The sequence below is a fragment of the Rhodopseudomonas sp. P2A-2r genome, from assembly GCF_026015985.1.
In the GTDB taxonomy this organism is placed as follows: Bacteria; Pseudomonadota; Alphaproteobacteria; order Rhizobiales; family Xanthobacteraceae; genus Tardiphaga.
The window spans coordinates 5424448-5440227 of the sequence record NZ_CP110389.1; the positions used below are offsets into that span (position 1 = coordinate 5424448).

19 protein-coding genes and 1 pseudogene are annotated in these 15780 nt (G+C 65.4%); 8 read left to right on the top strand and 12 right to left on the bottom strand.

All coding sequences use genetic code 11. The features are described from left to right. Positions 1–118 precede the first annotated feature (118 nt). The 5 genes and pseudogenes from prmB to uvrC form a co-directional block, all read right to left on the bottom strand. Complete coding sequence (gene prmB, locus ONR75_RS26160) at positions 119–1099, bottom strand: 50S ribosomal protein L3 N(5)-glutamine methyltransferase (protein WP_265079815.1); 981 nt, start codon at positions 1097–1099, stop codon at positions 119–121. Beyond that, on the bottom strand, positions 1099–1572 hold the full coding sequence (locus ONR75_RS26165; protein WP_265079816.1) for a molybdenum cofactor biosynthesis protein MoaE: 474 nt from the start codon (positions 1570–1572) through the stop codon (positions 1099–1101). Before ONR75_RS26165 ends, prmB begins: the two co-directional genes overlap by 1 nt. Positions 1573–1579: 7 nt before the next feature. Next, positions 1580–1831 carry a molybdopterin converting factor subunit 1 gene (gene moaD / locus ONR75_RS26170; RefSeq protein WP_265079817.1) on the bottom strand — a complete coding sequence of 84 codons (252 nt, stop codon included), beginning with the start codon at positions 1829–1831 and terminating at the stop codon, positions 1580–1582. Further along, the gene (pgsA, locus tag ONR75_RS26175) at positions 1828–2442 is read right to left on the bottom strand and encodes a CDP-diacylglycerol--glycerol-3-phosphate 3-phosphatidyltransferase (RefSeq protein ID WP_265079818.1); all 615 of its coding nucleotides are present in this window, start codon (positions 2440–2442) and stop codon (positions 1828–1830) included. Before pgsA ends, moaD begins: the two co-directional genes overlap by 4 nt. A gap of 141 nt (positions 2443–2583) precedes the next feature. Then, positions 2584–4643: pseudogene (gene uvrC / locus ONR75_RS26180) on the bottom strand (excinuclease ABC subunit UvrC). 240 nt (positions 4644–4883) lie between these two features. Between uvrC and ONR75_RS26185 the strand changes: the two are divergent. After that, positions 4884–5525, top strand: coding sequence for an outer membrane protein (locus tag ONR75_RS26185; RefSeq protein WP_265079819.1), 642 nt, complete (start codon positions 4884–4886; stop codon positions 5523–5525). 159 nt (positions 5526–5684) lie between these two features. On the opposite strand, the gene ONR75_RS26190 is transcribed toward ONR75_RS26185, so the two are convergent. The 4 genes from ONR75_RS26190 to ONR75_RS26205 all read right to left on the bottom strand — a co-directional run bounded on the left by ONR75_RS26190 (position 5685) and on the right by ONR75_RS26205 (position 8500). Beyond that, positions 5685–5900: a cold-shock protein gene (locus ONR75_RS26190; protein ID WP_265079820.1), complete on the bottom strand. Its 216-nt coding sequence runs from the start codon at positions 5898–5900 to the stop codon at positions 5685–5687. Between the two features lie 285 nt (positions 5901–6185). Further along, entirely contained in the window at positions 6186–7043 is an 858-nt protein-coding gene (locus ONR75_RS26195) for a 23S rRNA (adenine(2030)-N(6))-methyltransferase RlmJ (RefSeq protein ID WP_265079821.1), read from the bottom strand. Positions 7044–7251: 208 nt separating this feature from the next. Beyond that, positions 7252–7932: a ribonuclease T2 gene (locus ONR75_RS26200; protein WP_265079822.1), complete on the bottom strand. Its 681-nt coding sequence runs from the start codon at positions 7930–7932 to the stop codon at positions 7252–7254. Positions 7933–8029: 97 nt separating this feature from the next. Next, positions 8030–8500, bottom strand: a complete 471-nt coding sequence (locus ONR75_RS26205) for a hypothetical protein (protein WP_265079823.1) — start codon at positions 8498–8500, stop codon at positions 8030–8032. A gap of 165 nt (positions 8501–8665) precedes the next feature. Between ONR75_RS26205 and ONR75_RS26210 the strand changes: the two genes are divergently transcribed. Then, positions 8666–8956 (top strand): hypothetical protein, encoded by a 291-nt coding sequence (locus ONR75_RS26210; protein ID WP_265079824.1) that lies wholly within the window; start codon positions 8666–8668, stop codon positions 8954–8956. 90 nt (positions 8957–9046) lie between these two features. Then, positions 9047–9583 carry a DUF3617 domain-containing protein gene (locus tag ONR75_RS26215; RefSeq protein ID WP_413776392.1) on the top strand — a complete coding sequence of 179 codons (537 nt, stop codon included), beginning with the start codon at positions 9047–9049 and terminating at the stop codon, positions 9581–9583. A 7-nt stretch (positions 9584–9590) separates the two neighbouring features. Here the strand turns inward: ONR75_RS26215 and ONR75_RS26220 are convergent, their stop codons facing one another. Next, on the bottom strand, positions 9591–9986 hold the full coding sequence (locus tag ONR75_RS26220) for a thioesterase family protein (RefSeq protein ID WP_265079825.1): 396 nt from the start codon (positions 9984–9986) through the stop codon (positions 9591–9593). Between the two features lie 128 nt (positions 9987–10114). On the opposite strand from ONR75_RS26220, the gene ONR75_RS26225 reads away from it, so the two are divergent. Beyond that, positions 10115–10384 carry a thioesterase family protein gene (locus ONR75_RS26225; RefSeq protein ID WP_265079826.1) on the top strand — a complete coding sequence of 90 codons (270 nt, stop codon included), beginning with the start codon at positions 10115–10117 and terminating at the stop codon, positions 10382–10384. A 109-nt stretch (positions 10385–10493) separates the two neighbouring features. Beyond that, positions 10494–10901 (top strand): thioesterase family protein, encoded by a 408-nt coding sequence (locus ONR75_RS26230; RefSeq protein ID WP_265079827.1) that lies wholly within the window; start codon positions 10494–10496, stop codon positions 10899–10901. Between the two features lie 62 nt (positions 10902–10963). Here ONR75_RS26230 and ONR75_RS26235 read toward each other — a convergent pair whose 3' ends face one another. Both ONR75_RS26235 and hisS read right to left on the bottom strand, forming a co-directional pair. Then, a complete protein-coding gene (locus ONR75_RS26235) occupies positions 10964–11176 on the bottom strand; it encodes a 2-hydroxymuconate tautomerase (protein ID WP_265079828.1) in 213 nt (70 codons plus the stop codon). A 183-nt stretch (positions 11177–11359) separates the two neighbouring features. Next, on the bottom strand, positions 11360–12931 hold the full coding sequence (gene hisS / locus ONR75_RS26240) for a histidine--tRNA ligase (RefSeq protein ID WP_265079829.1): 1572 nt from the start codon (positions 12929–12931) through the stop codon (positions 11360–11362). Positions 12932–13097: 166 nt separating this feature from the next. Between hisS and ONR75_RS26245 the strand changes: the two genes are divergently transcribed. The 3 genes from ONR75_RS26245 (at position 13098) to ONR75_RS26255 (ending at position 15745) form a co-directional block, all read left to right on the top strand. Continuing rightward, the gene (locus ONR75_RS26245; RefSeq protein ID WP_265079830.1) at positions 13098–13838 is read left to right on the top strand and encodes a sensor histidine kinase; all 741 of its coding nucleotides are present in this window, start codon (positions 13098–13100) and stop codon (positions 13836–13838) included. A gap of 148 nt (positions 13839–13986) precedes the next feature. Further along, a complete protein-coding gene (locus ONR75_RS26250; protein ID WP_265079831.1) occupies positions 13987–14601 on the top strand; it encodes a phage holin family protein in 615 nt (204 codons plus the stop codon). 319 nt (positions 14602–14920) lie between these two features. Beyond that, positions 14921–15745, top strand: a complete 825-nt coding sequence (locus ONR75_RS26255; RefSeq protein WP_320109664.1) for a YihY/virulence factor BrkB family protein — start codon at positions 14921–14923, stop codon at positions 15743–15745. Positions 15746–15780 lie beyond the last annotated feature (35 nt).

Here is a 15780-nt window from a genome sequence, read left to right on the forward strand (position 1 = left end):
GGAGCGCTGGCGAAACCCGTTACAGCTGCACGACCGCAATGACGGATCCCTCTCCCCCGGCGCCGCGCAGCGGCGTGGCCGGGAGAAGGACCAAAACATCGGCGCCTTGGTTCGTTCGTTAGCTGGCCGCCGGCAGCCAGAACACTTCGCCCTCGGAGTCCTCGGTGTCGAGCCACAGGAATCCGGCGTCCGGATAGGCATATTCCAGCGTGGGCTGGCAGCGGCCGACCTCGCACAGCAGGCCGCCGCCGGGATTAAGGTGATCGCCGGCCTCTTCGACGATGCGCCTGACAAGGTCGATGCCGTCGTCGCCGCCATCGAACGCCATGCGCGGCTCGAACAGGCATTCGCGCGGCAGGTCGGCCATGCCCTGCGCATCCACATAGGGCGGATTGCTGATGATCAGGTCGTAGCGGGTGTCGCGCAGCGGCTTGTACAGGTCGCCCTGGTACAGCGTGATGCGCTCCTCCAGCCCGTAATCCGCGACATTGCGTGCCGCGACCGCGAGCGCGTCCTTCGACAGGTCAACGGCGTCGATGCGTGCATTCGGAAACGCCCGGGCGGCTAGGATCGCCAAGCATCCGGAGCCGGTGCACAGATCGAGCACGGACTCCACCGCGAGGGGATCGTCGATCAGCGAGCCGTCCTCTCCGGAAAAATGCGAGTCCAGCAATTCACCGATGAAGGACCGCGGCACGATGGTGCGCTCGTCCACATAGAACGGCATGCCGTGCATATAGATCCTGTTGACCAGGTAGGCGGCAGGTTTTCGCGTGCTGACGCGTTTGTCGATCACGTCGAGAATTTGCCGCGCTTCCACCGCGGTGACGCGGGCGGTGGCAAAGGTCTCGAACTGGTCTGGATGCAGATGCAGGACTTCGCAGACGATGAAGGCGGCCTCGGCCACCGGATCGGTGGTGCCGTGGGCGAACACCAGCTTCGCCGCAACGAAGCGGCTGACCCCATAGCGGACGAAATCGAACAGCGTGACCAGTTCGCCGATGCCGACTTTTGGCGCGGCGGCGACCTTGGCCGGCTTCGCCGGGGCGGGTTTGCGCTTCACTACCTTCTTCGCCGCGACCTTTGTCTTTTTAGCCATCAGGATTTGGTCCAGCGCGCGGCGGCCGCATCGTCGTGGCTCTTGGCCTCGATCCAGCCGGAGCCCTCGGCGGTCTCCTCGCGCTTCCAGAACGGCGCGTGTGCCTTGAGATAGTCCATCAGAAACTCCGCCGCCTGAAATGCCGCCTGGCGATGCGCCGACGCGGTCAGCACCACCATGATGTTTTCGCCGGGGACGATCCGCCCGACGCGGTGAATGACGGTGAGGCCGGTGAGCGGCCAGCGCGTCATGGCCTCGTCAGCGTGACGGGCGATCTCGGCTTCCGCCATGCCGGGATAGTGCTCCAGCATCAGCGCCGTGGTGGCGTCGCCCTGCCCGCTGTCGTTGCCGCGGCAGATGCCGCTGAAGGTCACGACTGCGCCGATATCGGTGCGGCCGTCGGTCAGCGCGGCGATCTCCTGCGCGATGTCGAAATCGGCCTGCTGGATGCGGATGGTGGCGGCGGTCGTCATGACGACGCTAGCCGCCGGTCATCGGCGGGAAGAAGGCGATCTCGCGCGCGCCGGCGATCATGGTCTCCGGCTTGACGTGGGTGTGGTCGATGGCGGCGCGGATCACCTTCGGCGTCTCGAAAGCGTACGCATATTGCTCGCCGCGCGTGGTCAGCCAGCCGATCAGGTCGCCCACCGTCTGCACGGCGGCCGGCGGCTCGACGATTTCTTCGGCCTTGCCGATACGCTCGCGCACCCAGGCAAAATACAGAACCTTCATGCATCCTCCGCGATGAGGTGATGAATGCCGGAGCGGAAATAGTCGTAGCCGGTGTAGATGGTCAGCAGCGCCGACAGCCAGAGCAGCACGATCCCCGTCAGGGTCGTGAACGGCAACACCATGTCGCCTGCTTCACCAGCCAGCAGGAACCCGATGGCGACCAGCTGCATCGTGGTCTTCCACTTGGCCAACTTGGTCACCGGCACGCTGACGCGCAAGGCGGCGAGATATTCGCGCAGGCCCGACACCAGGATCTCGCGGCACAGGATCACGACGGCGGCCCACAGCGTCCAGCCGTGAATGCTGGTATCCGCCGCCAGCATCAGCAGGCAGGACGCCACCAGCAGCTTGTCGGCGATCGGGTCGAGCATGCGGCCGAAGGCCGAATGCTGGTCCCACATCCGCGCGATATAGCCATCGAGAAAATCGGTAATCCCGGCGGCGATGAACACCGCCAGCGCCACCCAGCGCAGCCAGAGCGGGCCGTCCTGGACCGACTGGGCGTACAGGCATCCGACCACCACCGGGATTGCGGCGATGCGGGCATAGGTCAGCAGATTCGGCAGGGACAGCGCGGAGTTCACAGTCCCTCGTGTGGTTGCAGCGGTCATTCGTCTTACCAATACTGCCAAGGCGCGGAGGTCAACCGCCCCCGGGAAATCTTATAGGCCGGACCGACGACATTCGCGCGGGACTTTCGTGTCGCCGGCGCATTACTTTACGTCCATCTTCGGACGGTGGTCGGCAACCTCTCAGCTGCCCTGAGCGTGGAAAAAATCGAAAATCTTGCGCGCGCTTTCCGCCGAGATGCCGGGAACCTTGCCGAGATCGCCCACCGAGGCGCGTTCGATCTCCTTCAGCGTGCCGAAATGGTGCAGCAGCGCCCGCTTGCGGGTCGGCCCGATGCCGGGGATTTCCTGCAGGCCGGCCTCGCGAATATCCTTCTTGCGCAGCTTGCGGTGGGAACCGATCACGAAACGATGGGCTTCGTCGCGCAGCCGCTGAATGAAATACAGCACCGGGTCGCGCGGCTGCAGCTTGATCGCCGGGCGGTCCGGCATGAACAGGGTTTCCTGGCCGGCGTCGCGTTCCGGCCCCTTCGCGACCGACATCAGCGTCACGTCGGTCAGCGCCAGCTGGTCGAAGATCTCCTTGACCGCGTTGAGCTGGCCACGGCCGCCGTCGATGATCACCAGGTCCGGCCACTGCGGGAAATCCTCGTCCTTGGCCTTGGCCACGCCGTCCTGCGGCGGCGCCAGCAGCCGCTTGAAGCGGCGCTGCAGCACCTCCTTCATCATCGCGTAATCGTCGCCCGGCGTCAGACCCTCCGACTTGATGTTGAACTTGCGATACTGGTTCTTCATGAAGCCGTCGGGCCCGGCCACGATCATCGCGCCGACCGCATTGGTGCCCTGGATATGGCTGTTGTCGTAGACTTCGATGCGCTTCGGCACGTGCGGGAGGCCGAGCGCGGTGACCATGCCCTGCAGCAGCCGCGCCTGGGTGGCGGTGTCTGCCAGCTTGCGGCCAAGCGCCTCACGGGCATTGGTCAGCGCATGGGTCACCAGTTCCTTTTTCTCGCCGCGCTGCGGGCAGATCACCTCGACCTTGAAGCCGGCCTTGATGGTCAGCGCGCTGGCCAGCACGTCGCTGTCCTCGATGCCATGCGACAGCAGGATCAGCTTGGGGGCGGCTTGTCGTCGTAGAACTGCGCCAGGAACGAGGACAGCACCTCCTCGGGGGTGAATGATTTTTCGGCGCGCGGAAAATACGCCCGGTTGCCCCAGTTCTGGCCGGTCCGGAAGAAGAACACTTCGACGCAGGAATAGCCGCCCTCCTGGTGGATGGCGAACACGTCGGCCTCCTCCACGGTGCGCGGATTGATGCCCTGCTGCGACTGGATCGCCGACAGCGCCGCCAGGCGGTCGCGATACAAGGCCGCGCGCTCGAAGGCGAGTTCATCCGACGCCTTCTCCATCTCGCCGGCGAGCAGCTGCTTCACCGCGCGGGAACGACCGGACAGGAAATCCTTGGCCTCCTTGACCAGCTCGGTATAGCCGGGAAAGTCGATCTCGCCGGTGCACGGGCCGGCGCAGCGCCGGATCTGGTACAGCAGGCATGGCCGGGTCCGGCTCTCGAAGAACGAATCCGTGCAGGAGCGCACCAGAAACGCGCGCTGCAAGGCGGTGATGGTGCGGTTGACAGCGCCCACCGAGGCAAACGGACCGAAGTAGCGCCCGGGCCGCGACTGTGCGCCGCGATGCTTGAGAATCTGCGGCGCCCAGTGATCCCCGGAGATCAGGATATAGGGAAACGACTTGTCGTCGCGCAGCAGCACGTTGAAGCGCGGCCGCAGCTGCTTGATCAGGTTGGCTTCGAGCAGCAGCGCCTCGGTCTCGGTGGCGGTCGAGATGATCTCCACCACCACGGTGGCCGCGATCATCCGCGCGATGCGCATCACATGGCCGGTGGGCCGCGCATAGGACGACAGCCGCTTCTTCACGTTCTTGGCCTTGCCGACATAGAGCACATCGGAGGCCGCGTTGAGCATGCGGTAGACGCCCGGCGAGGTGGGCGCATGTTTCACGGCATGTTCGATGGCCGCGCGACCGACCGCCAGCGGCCCCTCGAGCACCGGCTCGCTGGAATCGTCCACCACGTCGGGCAGCCGCGAATCCTCATCGTCCTCGGCGGTGACGGTGGCCGGATCGAGATCCTGCGCAGCCGTGGACGGCTGGATCGGTGCATCGGTGGAACCCGGCTCCGCCGCGGGTTCGGCCGGCTCCGGGAAAGGGGTGGGATCCTGAATCATGGGACCAATTTAGGCACTGCAGCGGATCATCGCCAGCGCCTCGCTCATTCCATCCGGCTGCCGCAAGTAAGACTTCATTAACGCCAATAAGGCGCCGAAACGGGCCCTTAAGAACTGCTTAAGTTAAAACTCTCGATAACTTGTCTCGAGAAAAGATGCAGTTTCGTAACCCTAAGGATTTGGTCGGGCATGCCCCGAACCGACCGCCGGAACTGCCGAGTCAGCGTTGTGGAGAGTAAGATGACCAAGTTCACGTTTGCGGCAGCGGCCGTCATGGCAGCAGGCATCACCGTTGCCAGCGTCGCGGCAGCGTCGGCGGCGGACCTTCCGTACCGCTCGCGCGCGCCCTATACGGTGAACCAGCCGCTCAACGGCTACAGCTGGGCCGGCCCCTATCTCGGCGGCACCCTGGGCTATGAGTGGGGCAACGTCTCCAACACCGGCGCGAAGCCCTCCGGCATCGCCGGCGGCGTGACCGGCGGCTACAACTGGCAGAGCGGGAACATCGTGTTCGGCCTCGAAGGCGACATGCAGGCCACCGGCGCCGACGACAAGTTCGCCAGCTACAAGTTCTCCAACCCGTGGTTCGGCACCGTGCGCGGCCGCATCGGTTACGCCTTCAACAACGTCCTGATCTACGGCACCGGCGGTCTCGCCTTCGGCAGCCTGCAGGGCGAATCGCTCATCACCGGTCTGCAGCAGTCCAAGACCTCGGCCGGTTACGCCGTCGGCGTCGGTGCCGAAGTCGGCATCTACCAGAACTGGACCGCCAAGATCGAATATCTCTACGTCAACCTGTCGAGCAACGACTACACGCTCACCAATGCGAGCAACGGCCTCGACTTCGGCACCGTCCGCCTCGGCGTCAACTATCACTTCTAGTCATCACGGCTCCAAGTATAAAAAATATGCATTCGAACTCCCGGCTGCCGCGGCGGCCGGGATTTTTGCTCTCCGGCAACTCCATCGCCGTCATCCCCGCCGAAACGCAATTGCATTTCGGCGGGGATGACGGCGTGAGTTTGCGGCAGACGGTTGCGTTTAAGCTGTGATCACCAGATTGACCGCCTTGGGGCCCTTGCCCTTTTTGTCCGGCTCGACTTCGAAGGTGATGCGTTGTCCTTCGGCGAGGTCCTTCAGGCCGGCGCGCTCGACCGCGGTGATGTGCACGAACACGTCGCGACCGCCGTCGTCGGGCTTGATGAAGCCGTAGCCGCGCTCGCCATTGAAGAACTTGACCGTCCCGCTCATGGCCATCGGGAAACTCCTCTCCCCGCATTGCTCCGCCGCTACGCCCACGTATCGGCGCGACCGGACATCACTGCCGGAAAGCTCGGCCATCTCGCGAAGCCGGCGACAATTTCCGCTTCGCGCAAACCCGAGGCCTTGTCACTCCGCCGCCCCCATTCGCGGAGACGGAACGTAAAGCCAGTCCAATGGCCGTAGCATAATACGGTTTGTGACGGATTGACTACCGCCCTGATGCGGATCGGTGCGCGGTTGCGCCGCGAAGGTAGGCTACAGTACCGGACTGAGTGTAGTTCAGGTCTTGACGGTCTCGAGCCGGAAGCGGCCGGCGCCGCCCTGCCCCAGCGGCTTTTCCAGCTCGGGCAGGATCGCCTTGAGATCGGCCATCAGCTTCCAGGGCGGGTTGACGACCAGCAGGCCGGCCGACGTCAGCCCGGCATCGGGCGCCTGCGGCGCCACGCTGAATTCCAGCCGCAGCACCTTGCCGGGACCGGCGGCGGCAACGGTGTGACCGACGTGATCCGCCAGCGTGTCGGTGGCCCGCCGGCTCTTGACCGGGTACCACAGCACATAGATGCCGGTCGCCCATTTGGCGAAGGCCTCGTCGAAGCCTGCGGCCATGCGCTCAAATTCGTTCTTGGCCTCGAACGGCGGATCGATCAGCACCACGCCGCGGCGCTCCTTCGGAGGCACGAAGGCCGGCAGCCCGACCCAGCCGTCAAGATCGACGATGCGGGCCTGCTTGTCGCGGCGCAGCGCCCCGATCAGCTGCTTGCGCGCCTTGGGCTCGACCTCGCAGGCCACCAGGCTGTCCTGCGGCCGCAGCATCCTGCGGGCGATCAGCGGCGAGCCGGGATAGGTCTTTAGTTCGCGCGGCGGGTTGAACGAGCGGACGATGTCCAGATAGGGCGCGACCAGCGGGAGCGCGGTTTCCGACAGCCGCGCCTGCATCACCCGGGCGATGCCGGTCAGCCATTCGCCGGTGCGCTGGGATTCCTCACCGCTGAGGTCATAGAGCCCGGCCCCGGCATGACTGTCGATGACCCGAAAGGCCGACGGCTTTTCGCTGAGGTAGCTGAGAATGCGGACCAGGACGATGTGCTTGATGACATCGGCAAAGCCGCCGGCGTGAAAGGCGTGGCGATAATTCATGCGCCAACCCCTACGCTAAGCCGGAGGATTCAGCAAAGAATTGGTCGTGTGGCGGACGCCGGAGCACACTCCTGTCATCGCCCGGCCGGCGCGCCATTGCGCGCCAGGACCGGGCGATCCAGTAAACACCGGCGAATTGATGGAGCCGCAAAGCCTGCGTGTACTGGGCCCCCGCATGCGCGGGGGCGACAGCCTGTGCTTGCCGCCCTTACCCGCCGCGCATGGGCGGCATCACCACGTTGTCGCGGCGGCAGGCGCGGCGGTCGGTCTCCTCGCAGGCGCGGAACTGGAGGTCCTTGCTCATGCAGATCCGGACCTCGCTGAGCCGGGAGCGGTCGCAGGTGACGGCGATCGCGGCATTGCTGAGGCCCGGATTGACCTTGATGAAGGCCTCCTCGATGGCCAGGGGCGCGATGGTCCTGGGATCAGCGAGTGCGAGGAATTCAGCCGGAATCTTCACCGCGGCGCGCGCCTTGCGGATGGTTTCGAAATATCCGCGCGGCCCCAGTCCCGAACAGGTGCCGTGCTTGTCCCATTCGTTGAAGACCAGGCCGGGCGCCGGCATCAGATCGAGCATCGAGGTCATGATGTTGCGGTCGAGCCGCGGCGACGGCCGCTGGCAATAATCGGGAAAACCGCGCTCATATTGCGGCCACAGCCCGTGCACCACGAAGGAATAGGGCCGCCCGCCGCATTGCATCTGGGCGCGGCCGGCATTGCCGCGCTCCTGCGCCGCTTCGCAGAACGACGGCGACCACGACAGCGACAGCACGTAGAAATCGAATTCGCCGGGCGCGTTCTGGCGGCGGTCCTGCGCCGTGACCGGGCCGGCCAGCGCCGCGAAGGCGGCCACGCACAGCGCAATCAGCAAAGGAAATCGATCAAACATCACGCGCCCCAGCCCTGACCGGGGCAAGCCTAGCCAGCCATCAAGAACATCTCAAGAACAAAATCCGATCCGCGGGACGCAATAGCCCGCGTCAGGTTCAGGGCCGTGCGGCCTTGCAGGCCGGATTGTAGGACCAGTCGCGATCGAGGCCGACCACGCAGAATTCGACGCCCTGGCCGAAACCGGCGAAGCCGCCGTCCTCGATGATGGAGTAATGCACGGTGCGCAGCTTGCCGTCGTTCAGCATGGCGCTGGCGGTGCAATAGCGGCGCGGAATGTTGTCGGACTGCCAGGGCCGGAACGCGGTCTCGCGGACATTGGCGTAGCCGGTGATCTGCAGCGCCGAGTTCCAGAACGTGCTTTCCTTTTCGGCGAACTGCGAACTGATGCTCGACAGGCCGGCCTGGCAGTCGGCAACGCGGCCGTCATAGCTCGGGCCGAACAGGCCGAAATTCAGTTCCAGCGGGTTGGCGGCCTGCGCGCCGGGCGCCAGAGCCAGCACCCCGAATGCGACGCCGGCGATCGTCGCCACAGCAGCTTTCTTCCAGGATGAGATGAGGTCGCGCATGGGGAATCCGCCGGCTGATGATGGTTCCGAACGGTGCCGCGAAGCCCGGGCGAGGTCAAGTGCACCGCGGCAACACCCTGCGCACAAACCCGGCCGGATCTGCCGGCGTTCTTTTCACGGCCCCCGATGCGCTCTAAGGTAGCGGCAACGACAATGGAGACGACGATGCGAATGATTCGGCCGGCTATCCTGGCTGCTGCTGTTCTCGGTGTGCTGGGAAGCGCCGCGCGCGCCGACACCGTGCCGCCGTTCAAGGGCAACGACACCGGCGGCATCATCGCCTATTCGCTGGTCAGCCAGAGCGACGTCCGCGCAATGGCGGTCGATCACTGCGCGCGCTACGGCAAGGTGGCGAAGTTCCTCGGCGCCCAGGCCTATTACGGCGGCTACATCTCGTTCGCCTGCCGCTGGGTGCCTTATGGGGCATCGGACCGACCGCTGCGCGTTCGCTACTGAGCGCGACGGCACGGCTCATCTTCGAGGCTAATCTGCAAGGCTCATCTTCAAGGCTCATCTTCAAGGCTCATCCTCGTCACGGAGCGAACCATGATGCGACGACCTGCCCTCACCTTCTGCACCGCCGGGCTGCTGCTCGCGACACTGCCAGCGCTCGCTTCCGCAGTGGAACTGCCGACTCGCAAGGCCGGGCTGTGGGAATTGAAGATGGTGCGGGCCGGCTCGCCGACGCCCGAAATCACCATGCAGCACTGCACCGACGAGGCCACCGACAAGCAGATGACCGCGACATTCTCGCCGATGTCGAAGGAAAAGTGCGCGAAGAACGAGACCCAGAAGACCGCGACCGGCTACAGCACGGATGCGGTGTGCAGCTTCAACGGCACCACCATGACCTCGCATTCCGAGGTCACCGGCGACTTCAACTCCGCCTATGCCGTCAAGGTCACCTCGCATAACGACAAGCCGCCGGCCGGCATGCCGCAGGACACTTCCATGACGCTGGAGGCCAAGTGGCTCGGCGCCTGCGCCGCCACGCAGCAGCCCGGCGACATCGTGATGCCCGGCGGCTTCAGCATGAACATCAAGGACATGGAAAAGCTGAAGGGCCTGATGCCGACGAAGTAGGCCGGGATCAGCGCGCGCCGAACCGCGCGGAAAATTCCGCGACATTGACCAGCCCGCGGGCATGGGTGCCGTCGCCGATCTTGCGCTCGCCATCAAACGCCTCGACCGCGAAACGGATCACCCGCTTTTCCACGCTGACGACGCGCGACGTGGTGCGCACCACGCGCCCGATCGGAGTCGCCGCGAGATGGCGGATATTGACCTCGGTGCCGACGGTGACCCAGCCTTCCGGCAAATGCCCGTCCAGCGCATCGCCGGACGTCAATTCCATTTCCAGGATCATCATCGGCGTCGCATAGACCGCAGGCATCGTCGGCACGAAGTGCCGGACGGTGTTCTCCGCGGCGACGGTGAGGTTGCGTTCGGCGCTGAGTCCGGTCTTGATAATGTCGCGTGCGTCCATGGCCTGTCTTTAGGCCGGCGACCGCCCGCAGACAAGACGGTCGGAAGGTTTGCCGACGCCGCCCGATTTCCTGTATATGACGATGATCATGCAAAGGCGCAGCAAGCCGCCAGCAACGAGGATTGCCCATGACCGGATTTAGCGACCTGATGGCCAGCCTGGAGCGCGCCGGCGACGACTGGGGCATCACCGTGGGCGACGACTGGCTGCAGGGCCGCACCGTCTATGGCGGCCTTGCCGCCGCATTGTGTACCGAGACCGCGCAGCGCGCGTTCGCCGACCTGCCGCCGTTGCGCTCGGCGCAGTTCGCCTTCATCGGCCCGGCGACCGGCGCGCTGCAACTGCGCCCGACCCTGCTGCGCAAGGAAAATCCACGGTGTTCGCCGGCGTCGACCTGATCGGCGAGGCCGGCCTCGCCACCCGCGCGATGCTGTGCTTCGGCGCAGCGCGGCCGTCGGCCTTCGCCCATACCGAACTCGGCTCACTGCAGCCGCAGGCGCCGGAGCAATGCCCGGACTTTTTCGCGGCGCGCCGCCGATGCTGCGCTTCCTGGAACATATCGAGGGTCGTCACGTGGCCGGCGCGTTGCCGTTCAGCCGCGCGACCGATCCGCAGATGACGCTGTGGCTGCGCCACCGCGATGCCGTGGCGCCGTCGCTGGTGGCATTGCTGGCGCTGGCCGACGCGCCACCGCCGGCGGCCTCGGTGATGTCCAGTGCGCCGGCGCCGATCAGCACCATGACCTGGTCGATCGACATGCTGACCGACGACATCGCCACCGACGACGGCTGGTGGCTGATCCGTAACGTCGCCGAACAGATCGGCCAGGGCTACTCCAGCCAGGCAATGACGCTGTGGAACGCACGCGGCCGGCCGATCATGGCCAGCCGGCAGAACGTCGCGGTGTTCGGGTAGATCGCCTTTCCCTCTCCTCCAAGCAGCGTAGCTGCGCAGGCGGGAGAGGGAAGAAAGCCGCCCTACTTCTTCGCCGCCGCAGCCGCGGCGTAGCGTTCCACGAAGGTCTGGCCGCCCTTCATCTTGTTGTTGTGCGGCGCCTCGTTGATCTGGATCACCACGGCCTCCGCGGGGACGCCGAGGTTCTTCACCAGCGCGGCAGTGATGTCGAGCATCATGCCCTTCTTCTGCTCGTCGGTGCGGCCGGCGGCCAGGTTGATGGTGATCTCAGGCATTGTCGTCTCCCGTTGCTCTTGCGTTGAAACATGTCCGCGCGTCCGACACGCGGTTTCGCATCCTGCATGGATGTCGTCATCCGCGAAAGCGGATGACCCAGTATTCCGCAAAGCTCATGTTTGAACACTGGCATTTCGGAATACTGGATCCCCGCCTACGCGGGGATGACAGCCGAGGTTCGATCATCCCCACTTCACGGCGTGCTTGTCCAGAATCCTGCGCACCTCTTCAACCAGCGCCGCCTCCGGCACCTTGACCTGCGCTTCGCCCTGCTTCGCGAGGTACGCTTCGCGGTCGCCTTCCCCGAGCTTCGACAGTTCGGCGCCGAGGATCAGATCCTTCAGCATCACCTCGCCTGCGGCCTTCTCGTCGGAGCCCTGGATGATCACGCAGGGCGAGTTGCGGCGGTCGGCATATTTGAGCTGGTTGCCCATGCTCTTGGGATTGCCGAGATAGAGTTCGGCGCGAATGCCGGCGTTGCGCAATTGCGCGACCATCTTCTGATAGTCGGCAATGCGGTCGCGGTCGAACACCGTGACGACGACGGGACCGAAGGCCGGCGTGGTGTCGATCTTGCCGAGCAGCGTCAACGCCGCCTGCAGCCGCGACACGCCGATGGAGAAGCCGGTAGCCGGCACAGGCTCGCCGCGGAAGCGCGACACGAGGCCATCATAACGCCCGCCGCCGCCGACCGAGCCGAAGCGTACCGGGCGGCCCTTTTCGTCCTTGGTCTCGAGGGTGAGTTCGACCTCATAAACCGGGCCGGTGTAATATTCGAGGCCGCGGACGACGGAGGATTCAAAACGAATACGATCCTCGAGGAAGCCGCCAGCAACAACGAGGTCCGCGATTTCACGAAGCTCTTCAACGCCGGCTAGGCCGCTCGCCGATGTGCCGACCGCTTTTTTCCAAGCGTCAAACCTTGCGTTCCAAGCGATCTTTATCTTTTCAGACGAGGTTAAACTTCCACCTGAAAAACCTGTGCTGTACTGCGCCCCTAAATAAAATAGCAAAGCGTCAATCTGACCGGCGTCGAGTCCCGCTCCCTTGGTGAAATCGCCCTTGCCTTCTTCGCCGCCGTCCCAGCGACCGGCGCTGAGGAGCTTCTTAATTTCATCGACGGGAAACTTGTCCATCTTGTCGATCGCCCGCAGCACGGTGAGCCGCTGACCGGCCTTGTCGTCTCCGCCCAGCCCGATGCTCTCCATCACGCCATCAAGCACCTTGCGGTTATTCACCTTCACCACATACGACCCGCGCGGAATCCCCAGCGCTTCCATCGCGTCCGCCGCCATCATGCACATCTCGGCATCCGCCGCCGGCGAGGCCGAGCCCACCGTGTCGGCGTCGAACTGCATGAACTGGCGGAAGCGGCCCGGGCCGGGCTTTTCGTTGCGGTAGACATACCCCTGCCGGTAGCTGCGATAGGGTTTTGGCAGATGGTCGAAATTCTCGGCCACATAGCGCGCCAAAGGCGCGGTCAGGTCGTAGCGCAGCGAGATCCACTGCTCGTCGTCGTCCTGGAACGAGAACACGCCCTCGTTGGGCCGGTCCTGGTCGGGCAGGAACTTGCCGAGCGCGTCGGTGAATTCCATGGTCGGCGTCTCGACCGGCTCGAAGCCGTAGCGCTCATAGACCTCGCGGATGGTCTCGATCATGCGCCTTGTGGCGGCAATATCGGTGGGGCCGCGGTCGCCGAGGCCGCGCGGCAGCCGGGCACGCAATTTCTGGGGCTTTTTGGGTTTTTCACTCATGCGGCGGGTGGTACCAGCCGCGCCGAAACCGGGCAAGCCGCCGGCGGCACCTCCGGCAGCCGGATTGGCCCGTTGAGGTAGCGGAAAGATTTCTTACCCCGGACCTCCGAACCGCCGTAATGTCGGGCGAACGACGTAGCAAAATACCTCCGGAAAATGCGAACCGATGTCTGGCCCGAGTCTGCCCCAGGATTTTCTCAAGGCCGAGAATACCGGCCTGCGGCTGCTGCTGGAGCAGGCCAACATCGACGCCCAGGCGCTGCTGGCCCAGGTCGGCATCGACGCCCGCGAACGCGAGGCGGCCGAGAAGCTGCAGAAGCTGATTCTGGAGGAATTGCACCACCGCATCAAGAACACTTTGGCCACTGTCAGCGCCATCGCTTCGCAGAGCCTGCGCAACGCCACCTCCATCGAGCATGGCCAGCAGGCGATCGAAGGCCGGCTGCTGGCGCTGGGCCGCGCCCACGATCTGCTGCTGCAGGCGCGCTGGTCGAGCGCCAGCCTGGCGACCATCGTACGCGGCGCCACCGAGCCTTATGACAGCAAGGGCAGCAACCGGTTTTCGCAGCACGGACCGTCGATCGAGATCACCTCCGGCGCGGTGCTGGCGCTGGCCATGACCCTCAACGAATTGTGCACCAACACCACCAAATTCGGCGCGCTGTCGGTGCCGGCCGGCCGGGTCAGTATCGCGTGGTCTGTCGACGAGGTGACAGAGCGGCTGCGGCTGACCTGGACCGAAACCGACGGCCCAAAGGTGCATCCTCCGACCCGCCGCAGCTTCGGCACCCGGCTGATGGAAACCCTCGGCAAGCAGCTCAAGGGCGAGGTGACGCTGGCCTATGAGCCCACAGGTTTCGTCTACACGCTGGACGTGCCACTGGGCTCCGTGAAAGCACCCGAATAGGCTGAAAATAAAGATGCGGCGCCCATCGGCGGCGTGAGCGCCACGAGACCATCCACACGCCTTCTCCCCTGGAACCTTCGCCGCGCCTCCTCGTTCATCCGCCGGGCTGCCGTTTTCGGCGCCGTTTGATGAACCGAGGAATCCGACCATGCATCCACTCGCAAGTGCCCTGATCCGGACGGGGCTGGCGATCAAAATCAGTCGAGTCAAACGCGCCACCGAATCCTATGCGCGCGACCGGATGGCACAGAGCCAGGGTGCCGTGGTGTCCTACGGGGTCGCCGCAGGCCTCTACGCCGCGGCCGGAATCTTCGCCATCGCGCTGCTGCTGGTCGGCGTCGCCGCGCTGTTTCGCTGGGTCGAGCTGCGCTATGGCCTGTTCGAGGCGTTCGGCGCCAGCGCCGCGGTGCTGCTCGTTCTCGCGATCATTTGCGCGGCCGCGGCCGCCAGCCGGCTAAATCAGAAGACCAGGCCGATCGTCAGCCTCGGCAGCCGGCTGCGGGTTGCGGTCAATGCCAGCCCGCAGCCCGACCGCGCCGACACCGCGCGCGATACGGCCACCGGCGTGCTGCGGACGTCTCCGAGCCCGGCTGCCGAATTCCGCCCGTCATCGCAGCAACGCCTTCACGCCCCGGTGCAACCCTCCACCGCCACCAAGGCCGGGCTGGTGGTGGCCGCCACCCTGATGGGCTGGGCGCTCGCCCGGCGCCGTTCGCTGGGCAGACAGCCCATGGCGAGACCTGTGGCCGAAGCTGACGCCTGATGCCCGCCCGACGATCCGGCACCGCCGAAAGCCTGGTTCTGATCGCCGCCACCGCCTTCATCGCCCTCACCCTGCAGCGCTGGTATGGGGCGTCGGCCGCATCGGCGGCGCCGGCCGATCCGCCGGCCGGCGAGGTGCCGCCGCAGATCGGCGATACCGGCGTGCCGCCGCCCGCGACGTTCACCCGCGAACTGGCCCAGCGTGGCCGCGGCCGCTTTCGGAGACGCCGCTGCAGATCCCGGCGGCCGGCTGGAAGGACATCCTGTGGCGCACCTATGACCGCACCAATGAGGATCGCCTGCTGGCGATTGCCGCCGGCGTGGTGTTCTTCGGCCTGCTCGCGGTGTTTCCGGCGATCACCGCGCTGGTTTCCTGCTACGGCCTGTTCGCCAACCCCGCGACCATCGCCGACAACCTGCAGACGCTGGCCTACATGCTGCCGGACGGCTCGTTCCAGATCGTGCAGGATCAGATCGCGCGCGTGCTCGGCAACGGCCAGACCAGCCTCGGCCTCACCTTCCTGTTCGGTCTCGCACTGGCGTTGTGGAGCGCCAATGCCGGCGTCAAGGCGGTGATCGACGCGCTGAACGTCGTCTATGGCGAGCGCGAGAAGCGCAGCTTCATCCAGTTGAACCTGCTGTCGCTGGCCTTCACCACCGGGGCCATCGCGGCATTGCTGCTGATGGTCGGCGCGGTGGTGGCGCTGCCGCTGACGCTCGACAGAATTGGCCTCGCTTACGACAGCAAGATCATCATCAGCCTGGCCCGCTGGCCGGTGCTGCTGGTGCTGCTGCTGCTGGCACTCGGCATTCTCTATCGCTTCGGCCCGAGCCGGCCCGGAACGCGCTGGCAGTGGCTGGGCGTCGGCACCGTCGTCGCGGCGCTGCTGTGGATTGCCGGCTCCTCGCTGCTGTCGTGGTATCTGTCCAACTTCGGCAACTACAGCGCCACCTACGGATCGCTGGGCGCCGCGATCGGCCTGATGATGTGGATGTGGATGTCGGCCATCATCGTGCTGTACGGCGCCGAGCTGAACTCCGAGATCGAGCACCAGACGGCGGTGGATACCACCGTCGGACCGGGCCTGCCGATGGGGGCGCGCGGCGCCGCCATGGCCGACACGCTGGGCCGCGCCACCGCCTGATTTCCGTGCACGGCGCGGTTGCGGCGCCACAACGC